The sequence below is a fragment of the Streptomyces sp. NPDC012825 genome (assembly GCF_042900925.1).
GTDB lineage: Bacteria > Actinomycetota > Actinomycetes > Streptomycetales > Streptomycetaceae > Streptomyces.
Genome location: NZ_JBIBBZ010000019.1, coordinates 106,101 through 118,281 on the forward strand (window position 1 = coordinate 106,101; position 12,181 = coordinate 118,281).

The following is a 12,181-nucleotide window of genomic DNA, read 5'->3' on the forward strand; positions in this document are numbered from 1 at the left end:
TAGCTTGAGCCGCTCGTATTTTCCCGGGGGGCTCGTGCGTACGACATCGACCGCTGTGACGACCGCGCTGGTGTGCGTGGCGACGGGTTTCGCCCTGGCGGGCTGTTCGGACGGTGCGACCCCGCCGGAGCCCTCCGCCGCGGAACTGCTCGACCGCGCGAACGAGACGATGAAGGCGCTCACGTCGGTGACCGTCGACTGGACCTACACCGGGGCCATCGCCGTTGCCGGCCAGTCCGGCCACATGACGACCGACCTCAAGGACACGTGCGCGGCCCGGCTGGCCTGGACCGGGGGCGGGACCTTCGAGCAGATCCGGATCGGCGACACGGCCTACGCCCGCTCCGAGCCCGCCCCCCTGAAGGGAGCCGCCGCGAAAGCGCCCGGGGCGGGGGCCGGAAAGCACTGGACCAAGGTTCCCGTCGACAAGGAGACGGCCGAGCTGGGACCGACCTCCTGCGCCCAGGAGTTCGCCTCCTTCGGCACCGCGACGAGGGGCGGGCCGACCGAGGTCGGCGGCACCCCCGCGATCTCCCTGGTGGTGACCGACAAGGCGGACAAGGGCAGTACCTACACGTTCCACATCGCCACCGAGGGCGAGCCGTACATCCTCAAGGTCGCCTACGAGGGCCCCGAACACCGGACCACCACCACGTACAGCGCCTTCGACCGCCCCCTGGACGTGCGGCCCCCGGCCGCCGCCGACGTCCGGGACGCGAACGCCGCCGACGGCTGAGGCCGCGAACCCCCTCAGTGGACGGAGAACCCGCCGTCCACGAAGAGGGAGTGCCCCGTGACGTACGCGGAGGCCGCGCTCGCCAGGAAGACCGCCGCGCCCGCGAAGTCCCCCGCGAGCCCGTTGCGGCCGACCATCGTGCGGGCGGCGAGCGCGGCGACCTTCTCGGGGTCGGAGGAGAGCCGCTCGTTCAGCGGGGTCATCACGAAACCGGGCACGAGCGTGTTGGCCGTGACCCCGTACGAGGACCAGGCCTCCGCCTGCGAACGGGCCAGCGACTCCAGAGCGCCCTTGGACACCCCGTACGCCCCGCTCTGCACGAACGCGCGGTGCGCCTGCTGCGAGGTGACGTGGATGATCCGCCCGAAGCCGCGCTCGGCCATCCCGGGCCCGAAGCGCTGACCGAGGAGGAACGGCGCCTCCAGGTTCACGGTCATCGTCGCGTCCCAGACCTCCTCGGCCAACTCACCCAGTGACGGGCGGAGGTTGATGCCGGCCGAGTTCACCAGGATGTCCGGCTCCCCGAACACGGCCGCCGCCTCCTCGGCCCCGGCCCTGATCCCTTCCCGGGTGCTCAGGTCGGCGCTCACCCAGGCCGCCCGGCAGCCGTCGGCCGTCAGCTCGTCCACGGTCGCGACGAGGTCGGTTTTCTTACGTGCGAGCACGACGACCTCCGCCCCGGCGCGGGCCAGGGCTCCCGCGATGGCCCGGCCGATACCGGAACTGCCTCCCGTGACGAGGGCGGTGCGCCCGTCGAGCGAGAAGAGGCCGGAGAGGTAGTCGGCCGGGTTCGTGCTCATGGTGTCGCCCTTCAGCTCAGCCGGGTCAGGAACGAGGCCCAGGCGGCGGGGGAGAGCGCGAGCTGCGGACCGGTGACGTTCTTGGAGTCGCGGACGTGGACGGTGGAGGGGCAGGAGGCGACCTCTACGCAGTCGCCGTCGCCGCTGCTGCTGTAGCTCGACTTGTGCCAGGAGAGGGCGACTTCGATGCAGTTGTCGCCGCTTCCGCTGCTGTAGCTGCTCTTGAACCAGGCCAGTTCTGTGGTGCTCATAGTGCTCCTCGGATCTCCCGCAGCAGGCTCACGGAGTCCTCCACGGACAGAGCCTGTGCTCGCATCCTGGCATACCGCTGCTGGAGGACGCTGACCACTTTGGGGTCCGAGATCATGTGACCGGTCTCCTGGCCTTCGGAGTAGGCGTGCCAGGCGTTCTCCGGGGTCTCCAGGAGGCACAAGGGGCCGCCGAGACCTGCGTGATATCCCCGTGACTGCGGCATGACTTGGATGTCGATGTTGCGCCGTTCGCAGAGTGCGAGGATGTGGTCGATCTGCTCGCGCATGGCCTCCGGAGCGCAGATCTGGCGGCGCAGCGCGTGCTCTTCGATGATGAAGCTGAAGATCGTGTGCGGGCGTTCCGTGAGGATTTTCGTGCGCTCCATGCGAGCCGTCAGATGGGACTCGATCTGGTCGTCGCCCATCGCCGGGATCTGCTCCTCGAAGAGCGTCCGGGCGTACGCGGGCGTCTGGAGCAGGCCGGGGACGAATCGGCTCTCGAAGGTGTACAGCGTCACCGCGAGGGCTTCCAGCTCCGCCCACTTCTCGAACCAACGAGCCAGTCCCGCCTTGCGCGTCAGATGCTTGGCCGCCGCCCGGACCACCCCGAACGCGTCCAACACCTCCTCCGAGCGGTCCACGAACGTCTTCGACGGCAGGCGCCGCCCCTGTTCGATCGAGGCGGCCATCGGCACCGAGTAGCCCACCATCGGCGCGAACTGCTCCTGTGTGAGGCCCGCCCGTTTGCGCAAGACCTTGAGAACTTCCCCGAAGGCCTTCAGACTCTCCGACACCTCCGGTTCGCTCCCCCTCGGAGCCTTACCCGAGTCCTCCGGAAACCCGTCCGTCACCTGGCCACCTCCCGCACCCGTGCACTCGTACTGAACGCACCCATGCTCACGGCTAGTGACCAATACAGTCCAGAGTGTGAACCCGTACGCTGTCGCAGCGTACGGGTTTCTGAGCTGGCAACACTCCCCGCACAACGCCACATTGGCCCCATGACCTCCCCCGTGATCCGCGAAGTGCCCGTCACCGTACGTGTGTTCGCGCAGCGTTTCAGCTCGACGCCGCGCGGCGCCCGGCTCGCCCGCCGGCTCGCCGTACTCCAGCTCGACCGCTGGGGCGTCCCCTACGACTCCGAGACCTCCGAGACCGCCGCGCTGCTCGTCGCGGAACTCGCCGCGAACGCCGTCACCCACGGCCGGGTGCCCGGGCGCGACTGCGAGCTGACGCTCTCGTACGCGCCCGGGCAACTGCTCCGGATCGACGTCTCCGACACCCGGGGCGAGCGGCGGCCCGCCCCCGCCGAGCGGGGAACGCTCGACGAGGGCGGGCGCGGGTTGCTCCTGGTCGAGGCGCTGGCCTCGCGGTGGGCCGTGCTCGACCGCGTACCGGTCGGGAAGACCGTACGGGCCGAGCTGGACCTCAGCCCGGCTCGTACCCGGCCGGGCGGGTCGTGAAGGTGCCCCGACCCTGGGTGCGGCCGCGCAGGCGGGACGCGTAGCCGAACAGCTCGGCCAGCGGCACCGTCGCCGCCACCACCGCCGTACCGCCCCGGGTCGCCTGATCCGTGACCCGGCCCCGGCGGGCCGCGAGGTCGCCGAGGACCGCGCCGACGGACTCGGTGGGAACCGTGACGGTCACCTCGGCCACCGGCTCCAGGAGGGTCATCGCGCTCGCCCGGAGCGCCTCGCGCAGGGCGAAGCGGCCCGCCGTGCGGAACGCCATCTCCGAGGAGTCCTTCGGGTGCGTGGCGCCGTCCGTGAGCGTGACCCGGACGCCGGTCACCGGGTGGCCGCCGAGGGGGCCCTCCACGAGGGCGTCCCGGCAGCCGGCCTCGACCGCGCGGACGTACTCCTGCGGGACGCGACCGCCCGTGACGGTGGAGCGGAACGCGAACTCCTCGTCTCCTTGCAGGGGTTCGAGGTCGATGACGACGTGGGCGAACTGGCCCGCGCCGCCGTCCTGTTTGACGTGGCGGTAGAGCAGGCCGGTGACGCCCTTCGCCACCGTCTCGCGGTACGCCACCCGGGGGCGCCCGACCGCGACCTCCAGGCCCCGGTCGCGGCGCAGCTTCTCCACCGCGACCTCCAGGTGCAGTTCGCCCAGGCCGGACAGGACGGTCTGGCCCGTCTCCGGGTCGGACCGGACGACGAGCGACGGGTCCTCCTCGGACAGGCGGGCGAGGGCCGTCGCCAGGCGGCCGGTGTCCGTGCTGCGGCGGGCCTCGACGGCGACCGAGACGACCGGATCGGCGGTCGTCGGCGGTTCGAGGACGAGCGGCGCGGCCGGGTCGCACAGCGTCGCCCCGGCGTGGACGGACTTCGGACCGACGACGGCGACGATGTCACCGGCGCGCGCCGACCCGACCTCTGTCGCCCGGTCCGCCTGCACGCGCAGGATGCGGGCGATCCGCTCGGCGCGTCCGCCGGTCGCGTCCAGCACGGTGTCCCCCTTCCCGATCGTGCCCGCGTAGACGCGGACGTAGGTCATGCGGCCGGTGGCCGTGGCGTTCACCTTGAAGGCGAGCGCGGTGAACGGCGCCTCCGGGTCCGCCGGGACCTCGCCGCGCACGGGCGGCAGGTCCGACGGGGCCGGGAGGTAGGCGACCACGGCGTCGAGCAGGGGCTCGATGCCCCGGTCGCGGTAGGCCGAGCCGCACAGCACGACCACGGCCTCCCCGGCGAGGGTGAGGTCGCGGAGCGCGCTCCGCAGGGTCTCCTCGGCCAGCTCCTCGCGGGCGAGGAACTCCTCGAAGGCGCCCGCGTGCAGCTCGGCCACGGCCTCCTCCAGACGTCGCCGACGGTGCCGGGCCTCGTCCAACAGGCCTTCGGGGAGGGCCTGTTCGGTGTACGTGTCGGTGCCGTCGGCCCACACGTACGCCCGCATCCGGAGCAGGTCCACGACGCCGGTGAAGCCGTCCTCGCGCCCGATGGGGAGCTGGACGGCGAGCGGCACGGCACCGAGCCGGTCGCGGATGGACTCCACGGCCGAGTCGAGGTCCGCGCCCGCCCGGTCCAGCTTGTTGACGAACGCGAGGCGCGGGACGCCGTGCCGGTCGGCCTGCCGCCACACCGTCTCGCTCTGCGGCTCCACGCCCGCGACGGCGTCGAAGACGGCCACCGCGCCGTCGAGGACGCGCAGCGAGCGCTCGACCTCGTCGGAGAAGTCGACGTGGCCGGGCGTGTCGATCAGGTTGATCCGGTGCCCGGCCCAGTCGCAGCTCACGGCCGCCGCGAAGATCGTGATGCCCCGGTCCCGCTCCTGCGGGTCGAAGTCGGTGACGGTGGTGCCGTCGTGGACCTCGCCCCGCTTGTGGACGGCTCCGGTCAGGTACAGGATCCGCTCGGTGACGGTGGTCTTGCCGGCGTCGACGTGGGCCAGGATGCCGAGGTTGCGGACGGCGGTGATCTCAGGGGTACGCACGGTCTCGTGCCTTTCGCTGCTGCGGTGGTGGAACGGGCAGCGCGATTCCCGGACGACGGGGCCTACCGGGTGCGGGAGGCGTACGGGGTCGTCACGGGCGGCGATGGCGGGCGCGCAGCCGCCACCGCTCGGCCGGGGAGGCGAGGATCACGTCGTACCGGGCACGGGAGGAGGACACGGCGACGGCGGCGTGGCTGCGCACGGTCTTCTCCCCTCGGACGGATGCACGGGCGTCTGTCGGTGGCACGGAACGGTGCGCCGGGAGGTGAGTGTAGGGAGCCGGGGTGACCGTGCGACATCGGTTTTACGGGGGAGTCGGGTGGGGAGGGGACGCGGGGGCATCCTCTGGTTCCATGGGGCCCGTGTCGTGGACCCGTTCCCGTGTGAGGAGGCGTCGTGCTCGCCAACCCGTCGGCCCTGGCGGCCGGAAGACGCCATTCGGTCGGACGGCGCGGGGACGGAACCGTTCTCGCCGTGGGCGGCACGGCGTCCGGTGAGTGCCGGGTCGAGCGCTGGGAGGACGTCGTCATGGTGGCGGCCGGGAACGTCCACACCGCGACGAACACGGGCAGGTCCCACACGGTGGGGCTGCGGTCGGACGGCACGGTGCTGGCGACGGGGTGGAACGGCGACGGGCAGTGCGAGGTCGCCGGATGGCGTGGAGTCACCGCCGTGGCCGCGGGCTGGCGGCGCACGCTCGGGCTGCTCGCGAACGGCCGGGTGGTGGCGGTCGGCCGGAACGCGGAAGGGCAGTGCGACGTGCGGTCCTGGCGCGAGACGGTCGCCCTCTCCTGCGGTGACTGGCACTCGGTCGGCGTCCGGTCGGACGGCTCCGCAGTGGCCACGGGCAACAACCGGCGACGGCAGTGCGCGGTCGAAGGGTGGCGCGACCTCGCCGCCGTCGCGGCCGGGTACGTCCACACCGTCGGCCTCACCACCGACGGGCGGGTGGTGGCGACCGGGGACCGGACCACCGGGGCGTGCGAAGTCGGTGACTGGGAGGAGGTGGTGGCGCTCGACGCGGGCAGCCACCACACCGTCGGGGCCACCGCGTCCGGACGGGCCCTCGCGACGGGGGACAACGGCCACGGACAGTGCGACGTCGGCGACTGGCGCGACGTCGTCGCCGTGGCGGCCGGCTCGACGCACACCCTCGGCCTGCGCGCCGACGGCACGGTCGTCTCCACGGGCAACGACGCCGACGGACAGTGCGCGGTCGGCGCCTGGTCCGGAATCAGGCTCCCGTAGGCGGATTCCGGTCCTGAGCGGGACCGGGCGCGGAGGCGTCCGCCGGCTGGAGCAGGTCCCAGCGGTTGCCGTACAGGTCCTCGAAGACGGCGACGGAGCCGTACGGCTCGTGGCGGGGCTCCTCCAGGAACTTCACGCCCGCCGCCGTCATCCGGGCGTGGTCGCGGGCGAAGTCCTCGGTGTGGAGGAAGAAACCGACCCGGCCGCCGGTCTGGTTGCCGATCGCGGCCTCCTGGACCTCGTTCTTGGCGCGGGCGAGCAGCAGGCCCGCGTTCCCGAGGCCCCCGACCCCGGCCGCGTCGCGCGGCCTGACGACGACCCAGCGGCTGCCGTCGCCCCGGTCGGTGTCCTCGACGAGGTCGAAACCGAGGGCGTCGGTGTAGAAGGCGACGGCCTCGTCGTAGTCACGGACGACGAGGGTGACGAGTGCGATGGACGGCATGGAGCCAAAAGTAATACGTATGGATCTACCCGCGTCAATCGCCACGCCCGCCGCGGCCGTGTCCGACATGGACACGCAACAATTCGAACGCCTCGCGACCCGCGCGCGGACCCCGACGGAGCCCGGATCCGGAGGGGCGCGGCGTCGGCTCCCGCCTACCCGGCGTCGAGCTGGTGGTCGGCCCGCCGCCCGGCCTCCGGCGCGGCCGTGGCGTCCTCTAGGGTGCCGCCATGACCGACGACGCCGCCATGACCGACGACCAGGACTGGGAGCGCCGGATCGCCGCGCTCTGGGAGCGCATCGACGACCACGAGCCCGCCGACTTCCGTGCCCGCGTGGCCGAACTGGCCGCCGAGCGGCCCGACGGCGACGCCGCCGCCCTCTTCGAGCAGGGCGCTGCCCACGACTCCACCGGCCTGCCCGAGGAGGCCGTGGCGCTCTACCGGCGCGCCCTCGACCTCGGGCTCACCGGGCTGCGCCGCCGCCGGGCCGTGATCCAGCTCGCCAGCAGCCTGCGCAACCTCGGCCGGCCCGACCTCGCCGTGGAGCTCCTCACCGCCGAACGGGATCTTCCCGCCGACCGGCTCGACGCCGACGAGAAGGGCCTCGCCGGGGCCGTCGACGCCTTCCTCGCGCTCGCCCTGGCCGACACCGGCCGCGACCGCGAGGCCGCCTCCCTGGCCCTCGGCGCCCTCGCGCCCCTGCTGCCCCGCTACAACCGCTCCCTCGCCCACTACGCCCGCGCGCTCCTCACCGCCCCCGACGGCTCCTGAGCGGAAGCGCCGCGAACCCGTAGCGCGAGCAGCGGAGTTGACCCTTCCGAAAGGGAGCCGACACCCGCAGTCGCTACCCTGGGCCCAACGGCGACGGAAGGCGGGCGGGCGTGGGCTGGCTGCGGCGGGGACCCAGGCGGGACGGCGACGACGCGCCGAGGGATCCCGAGTTCGCGTACTTCTCCCGGAACGAGGCCGCGCTCTTCCGCGGCCGGGTCCGGGAGACCTTCGCCGAACTCGGCCTGGAGGTCTCCGTCTACGCGGACCACGTCGTCGACGACCGGGGGCGCCGCTTCGGGCTCGCCAACCTCGCCGCCGTCTGCCACCAGGACCGGCGCGGCCCCCGCGTCTGGCCCGGACTGGTCCGCCGTCACGTCGAGCTGGTCGTCCGGGCCATGGAGGGCCCCTCCGCCCTCGACACCCTCCCGCCCGAGCGGATCCGCTCCCAGCTGTACCCCCGGGTCGTCAGCGGCGACGGCATCGACGCCGCCTCCTTCGGGTACGCCAGGACCGTCGCCCCCGGCCTGTACGAGGTCCTCGCCCTCGACCTGCCCGAGAGCGTCATGATGCTCACCGACGACGCCCTCGCCCGGCTCGGGAACCACGCGCAGCTGCGCGACCGGGCCCTGCACAACCTGCGCGGACTGCCCGTCGAGGGGCACGAGACCGTCCGCGACGCCGACGGCATGTGCTTCGAGGTCCTCCTCGGGGACTCCTTCTACACCGCGAGCCGCGTCCTCGACCTCGACGGGGTCGCCCGGCGCGTCACCGGCCTCCCCATCGGCGAGCACGGCGCCCTGGTCGCCCTGCCCTTCCGGCACCAGCTCGCCTTCCACCCCATCCGGGACACCACCATCATCCCGGCCCTCGGCGCCATGGCCTCCTTCGCCGCCACCGGGTACGAGGACACCCCGGGCGCCATCAGCCCGTACGTCTTCTGGTGGCGCGACGGCGCCCTCACCCAGCTCAGCGAGCACGACGAGGAGCGCGGCGACCTGCGGATCGTCGTCGGCGACGACTTCCAGGAACTCCTGGAGCGGCTCATCGCCCAGGGGCCCGACCGCCGCTAGTACCGCCGCCGCCCCCGCCCGGCGCCGCCCGCGAGGCGCGCGTGTTCCGGTGTCGGCGCACGCGGACACCGAGGATGGCGAAGTCGTCGGAGGGCCCCCCGGGACCGCGCGCGGCGACCTCCTCCTCCAGGAGGCGCACGGTCGTCTCGGCCGAGGCGTCCGGCGTGCGCGCGAGGACCGCGTGCACGCCCGCCTCGCCGAGCATGACGCCGTTCGAGCGACGTTCGGTGACGCCGTCGGTGTAGAAGAGGAGCAGGTCGCCGGGGTGCAGCGTGTGCCGGACGGTACGCAGGCGGGGCTCGGCCACGACTCCGAGGAGGGTGCCGGGACGGCCGATCGGGACGACGGAACCGTCGGTCCGGCGCAGCAGCGGGAGCGGATGGCCCCCCAGGGCCAGGGTGAGGCGCGCCCCGGAGCCGTCCGGGCGCAGGGTCGCGCAGGCCATCGTGCAGAAGCGGCGGACGGACGGCGGCTCGTCGAGGACGGCGGTGTTGACGGCGCGCAGGAGGGCGCCGGGCGCGGCGGTCCTCCGGCCCACCGCGCGGACGGTGTGGCGGACGAGACCGGTGAACGCCGCGGCCCGCGGACCCTTGCCGGCGACGTCGCCGACGGTGACGGTCCAGTCCCGGGGGCCGCTGGGGAACACGTCGTAGAAGTCCCCGCCCACCAGGGTCCCCCGCTCGCCGGGGTGGTGCCGGGCGGCCAGTTCGAGACCCGGCACGTCGGGCGGGACGCGGGGCAGCAGGCTCTCCTGGAGCCTGCGCGCCACCTCCTCCTGCTCGGCGTGGCGGCGGGCGTTCTCGATCGCCGGAACCGCGCGGCGGGCCAGCTCCCCGGCGAGGGGGACGTCCCCCTCGGTGAAGGGGGAGCGCCCGGACGCGGACCTCACCAGCACCATGGCCCCGATCACGGTGCCGGACCGGGCCAGGGGGACCGCCAGCCACGCGTGCGCGGGCCGCGGGCGGCGGTGCTCGTCGCCGTGCGGAGGGCGGCCCAGGGCACGGGCGACGTCGGCGCCCCGTTCGTGGCGTCCGGTGCGGACGACGGCGCCGACCCCGTCCTCTGCGTCCGGGTGCGGGGGCGACGACGCGGTCAGGTCGCGCAGTTCCCGCCGCCGGCGCGGGTCGTGGTGGGCGAGGGCGGCCAGGACCGGCAGGCCGGTGTCGTCGACGAGGTAGAGGAGGCAGCCGTCGGCGACGTGCGGGACGACGGAGGCCGTGACGGCGTCCAGGGTCGCTCCGCGGTCGAGCGAGGCTCCCAGCGCGGCGCCCGCGTCCGCCAGGATCCGGAGCGGCTCCCGTCCGTCCACACCGCCCGTACCACCCACACCACCCGTGCCGCCCGTACCGTCCCCACCGCTCCCGCCGCCGGGCCGTGCCCCCGCGCGCTCCCCGTTCCGTACGAGGCGCTCGCCGCCGTCGCGCAGGACGAGCAGCAGGCGGTCGTCCCCCAGCCGGTAGGCCCGGTACTCGCGGTCCGCCGCGTGAGGGGCGCCCTCCCCGGCCGGGGAGAACACCCCGTGCTCCGGCAGGCCGGTGTTCAGCACGTCCAGGCAGGTCGCGAGGACGCCGCCGTCGGCCGCCCGGGACCACAGCCCGCCGCGCGGGCCCCCGACGGGCGCCGTTCCGGCCGCGTGGCCGCTCCGGGCGGCCGCGTTCGCGTACTCGAAGCGCAGGTCGACGGCCCGGCCGCCGGCGTCCCGTACCGCCGCCGAGACCGAGACGGCGTCCGGCAGAAGCTCGAACGCCTCGGCCAGGAACCCGTCGGCGGGCTCGCTTCCAGGGACGCCCGCACGGCCGTCCTCGGCTCCCGGCACTGCCGTCGTCACGCTTTCGCCCCCCTGTTCCCGCCGGCGGACCGCCGGGCAATAGTTGTCGCGCGACAAGTATTTCACGACGCCGGACGAAGTGGGCCGGAAGGCGGGAGTGTTCACCCTCACCCCTCCGGGACCCCCGCTTCGGGCGCCGAGGTGATCCGGACGGTCTCCGCCGGGAATGAAGAGGTCCGCGCGGGGCAGACGGAGGTGAATTGCCCTCGATTCCTCCCCGCCTATGAACGACGAACCGGACCGGGCCTCCGGCCCCTCGGACAACGAATCCGGCCTCTTGGACGAAGAATCCGGTCTCCCGGACGAAGATCCCGGCCTCCCGGACGACGCGGAGGCGGTCGCCGCGATGCTGGAGCTGTGGGAGGACCTGGAGCTGCGGCGGGAGCCCGCGAGTCTCGCCTACCGGACGCTGGTCCTGCTGGAGCACTTCGGCCGACTGCCCCCCGGGAGGCTGGCGCGCCTGCTCTCCGTGCCGAGCACCTCGCTGAGCCGGGTGACCGCCAAGCTGACGCAGGCCGGTCTGGTGGCCGGCGCTCCGGCGCCGGGCGACGGCCGGGTCAGGATCGTCACCGCCACGCCGGCCGGGCGGCTGCTGCTCGCCGAGATGCGGGCCGAGCGGCTGGCCGGGCCGTCCCCCCTCCTGCCGGACCGCGCCGAGGGCGAAGTCGTACGGGCCGGACTCGCCGGTCTGCGCGCCGCTCTGCGGCTGCTGCTGCGCGACCGCGACGGAGAGGTCTGACCCCGCGGGGACGACCTCACGGAGCGGAACCCCGCCCTTCCGCGGACCCCCGCCACGCACCCGGCTGCCCTGCCCCGGTTGCACGAGGGCAATACTTGTCATTTGACAAGTATCTGCCCGAGGAACGAATCTGTCGCAGCATCACGAGGCGTGCAGACCGCCTCCGGCAGTCCTCGGGAAGGTGGAAACGTGCACCGAACGGCGCAGTGGTCGGCGTCAGGCCGATTCCGTGGCGGCGTCCGTCTCCTCGCGGGGGGACCCCGCGCCGGCGACGGTCCGGATGCCGGACAGCCCCCGCACCAGCATGGTCCGCTCGGTCGGGGTCATCTTCCCCAGCAGTTCGCGCAGGACCTCCTCGCGGCGGGCGCGGAACGCCCTGAGGTAGCCCGCGCCCCTGCGTGACAGGCGCAGCTCCAGCTCGCGGCGGTCGGAGGGATTGTGGCCACGGTCGATGAAGCCCACCGCCTGCAGGCGGTCGCACATCCGGCTGACCGACGAGGGCATGGAGTCGAGCTTCCCGGCCAGGGTGCGCAGGTTCACCACTCCCTCGCGCTCCAGCACGTACAGCACACGCACCTGGGAGGAGGACAGCGGAGCCGTCGACACCGTCTCTCCCTGGGACCACAGCACTTCGAGCAGTTCCAGGACCTCGAGCGCCACGCCGGCGGCGGATCCCTCCGCACCGTTCCGCCGCGATGCTTCCTCCGGTCGCCGAGACATGAGAGAAGCCCCCTTTTAGCATGCGTTCTGAGACTAGGCGGTAACCGGACAATGGACAGATTCGTCGCGATCGAGCGCGCCCTGCGCTCTGCCACGCCCGACGCCCTCCTCCGTTCCCTGGAGGAAGGGCTGGTCGCGCACTACG

General features: G+C 73.5%; 13 protein-coding genes. 6 read left to right on the forward strand and 7 right to left on the reverse strand.

Features of this window, described 5'->3' with window-relative positions:
• Positions 1-55 precede the first annotated feature (55 nt).
• Positions 56-736 carry a hypothetical protein gene (locus tag ACFY7E_RS28240; RefSeq protein ID WP_389489686.1) on the forward strand — a complete coding sequence of 227 codons (681 nt, stop codon included), beginning with the start codon at positions 56-58 and terminating at the stop codon, positions 734-736.
• Positions 737-750: 14 nt separating this feature from the next.
• Here the strand turns inward: ACFY7E_RS28240 and ACFY7E_RS28245 are convergent, their stop codons facing one another.
• Genes ACFY7E_RS28245 through ACFY7E_RS28255 form a run of 3 tightly spaced genes read right to left on the reverse strand, consistent with a single transcriptional unit; the run spans position 751 to position 2,638 of the window.
• Entirely contained in the window at positions 751-1,536 is a 786-nt protein-coding gene (locus tag ACFY7E_RS28245; protein WP_389489688.1) for an SDR family NAD(P)-dependent oxidoreductase, read from the reverse strand.
• Between the two features lie 11 nt (positions 1,537-1,547).
• A complete protein-coding gene (locus ACFY7E_RS28250; RefSeq protein ID WP_389489690.1) occupies positions 1,548-1,787 on the reverse strand; it encodes a DUF397 domain-containing protein in 240 nt (79 codons plus the stop codon).
• On the reverse strand, positions 1,784-2,638 hold the full coding sequence (locus ACFY7E_RS28255) for a Scr1 family TA system antitoxin-like transcriptional regulator (RefSeq protein WP_389489693.1): 855 nt from the start codon (positions 2,636-2,638) through the stop codon (positions 1,784-1,786). The genes ACFY7E_RS28250 and ACFY7E_RS28255 overlap by 4 nt, the downstream gene beginning before the upstream one ends.
• A gap of 150 nt (positions 2,639-2,788) precedes the next feature.
• Between ACFY7E_RS28255 and ACFY7E_RS28260 the strand changes: the two genes are divergently transcribed.
• On the forward strand, positions 2,789-3,250 hold the full coding sequence (locus ACFY7E_RS28260; protein ID WP_389489695.1) for an ATP-binding protein: 462 nt from the start codon (positions 2,789-2,791) through the stop codon (positions 3,248-3,250).
• On the opposite strand, the gene fusA is transcribed toward ACFY7E_RS28260, so the two are convergent.
• Complete coding sequence (gene fusA, locus ACFY7E_RS28265) at positions 3,216-5,216, reverse strand: elongation factor G (RefSeq protein WP_389489698.1); 2,001 nt, start codon at positions 5,214-5,216, stop codon at positions 3,216-3,218. The two genes, ACFY7E_RS28260 and fusA, sit on opposite strands and share 35 nt — an antisense overlap.
• Positions 5,217-5,612: 396 nt before the next feature.
• Here fusA and ACFY7E_RS28270 point away from each other — a divergent pair, with 396 nt between their 5' ends.
• Positions 5,613-6,464, forward strand: coding sequence for an RCC1 domain-containing protein (locus ACFY7E_RS28270; protein WP_389489700.1), 852 nt, complete (start codon positions 5,613-5,615; stop codon positions 6,462-6,464).
• Here the strand turns inward: ACFY7E_RS28270 and ACFY7E_RS28275 are convergent.
• Positions 6,451-6,906 carry a VOC family protein gene (locus ACFY7E_RS28275; RefSeq protein WP_389489702.1) on the reverse strand — a complete coding sequence of 152 codons (456 nt, stop codon included), beginning with the start codon at positions 6,904-6,906 and terminating at the stop codon, positions 6,451-6,453. The genes ACFY7E_RS28270 and ACFY7E_RS28275 overlap by 14 nt on opposite strands.
• A gap of 248 nt (positions 6,907-7,154) precedes the next feature.
• Here ACFY7E_RS28275 and ACFY7E_RS28280 point away from each other — a divergent pair, with 248 nt between their 5' ends.
• Positions 7,155-7,679, forward strand: a complete 525-nt coding sequence (locus tag ACFY7E_RS28280) for a tetratricopeptide repeat protein (RefSeq protein ID WP_389489715.1) — start codon at positions 7,155-7,157, stop codon at positions 7,677-7,679.
• A 110-nt stretch (positions 7,680-7,789) separates the two neighbouring features.
• Positions 7,790-8,749, forward strand: a complete 960-nt coding sequence (locus ACFY7E_RS28285; RefSeq protein ID WP_389489705.1) for a hypothetical protein — start codon at positions 7,790-7,792, stop codon at positions 8,747-8,749.
• Here the strand turns inward: ACFY7E_RS28285 and ACFY7E_RS28290 are convergent.
• Positions 8,721-10,577 (reverse strand): PP2C family protein-serine/threonine phosphatase, encoded by a 1,857-nt coding sequence (locus ACFY7E_RS28290; protein WP_389489708.1) that lies wholly within the window; start codon positions 10,575-10,577, stop codon positions 8,721-8,723. The two genes, ACFY7E_RS28285 and ACFY7E_RS28290, sit on opposite strands and share 29 nt — an antisense overlap.
• Before the next feature lie 223 nt (positions 10,578-10,800).
• On the opposite strand from ACFY7E_RS28290, the gene ACFY7E_RS28295 reads away from it, so the two are divergent.
• The gene (locus tag ACFY7E_RS28295) at positions 10,801-11,316 is read left to right on the forward strand and encodes a MarR family winged helix-turn-helix transcriptional regulator (RefSeq protein WP_389489710.1); all 516 of its coding nucleotides are present in this window, start codon (positions 10,801-10,803) and stop codon (positions 11,314-11,316) included.
• 216 nt (positions 11,317-11,532) lie between these two features.
• Here the strand turns inward: ACFY7E_RS28295 and ACFY7E_RS28300 are convergent, their stop codons facing one another.
• Complete coding sequence (locus tag ACFY7E_RS28300; RefSeq protein ID WP_383436293.1) at positions 11,533-11,976, reverse strand: MarR family winged helix-turn-helix transcriptional regulator; 444 nt, start codon at positions 11,974-11,976, stop codon at positions 11,533-11,535.
• Positions 11,977-12,181: the final 205 nt, after the last annotated feature.

What these genes read in the sequence shown, in the direction of transcription:
- ACFY7E_RS28245 (WP_389489688.1), bottom strand. Translation starts at nt 1,536, where the DNA reads ATGAGCACGAACCCGGCCGACTACCTCTCCGGCCTCTTCTCGCTCGAC.
- ACFY7E_RS28250 (WP_389489690.1), bottom strand. Translation starts at nt 1,787, where the DNA reads ATGAGCACCACAGAACTGGCCTGGTTCAAGAGCAGCTACAGCAGCGGA.
- ACFY7E_RS28260 (WP_389489695.1), top strand. Translation starts at nt 2,789, where the DNA reads ATGACCTCCCCCGTGATCCGCGAAGTGCCCGTCACCGTACGTGTGTTC.
- ACFY7E_RS28275 (WP_389489702.1), bottom strand. Translation starts at nt 6,906, where the DNA reads ATGCCGTCCATCGCACTCGTCACCCTCGTCGTCCGTGACTACGACGAG.
- ACFY7E_RS28280 (WP_389489715.1), top strand. Translation starts at nt 7,155, where the DNA reads ATGACCGACGACCAGGACTGGGAGCGCCGGATCGCCGCGCTCTGGGAG.
- ACFY7E_RS28295 (WP_389489710.1), top strand. Translation starts at nt 10,801, where the DNA reads ATGAACGACGAACCGGACCGGGCCTCCGGCCCCTCGGACAACGAATCC.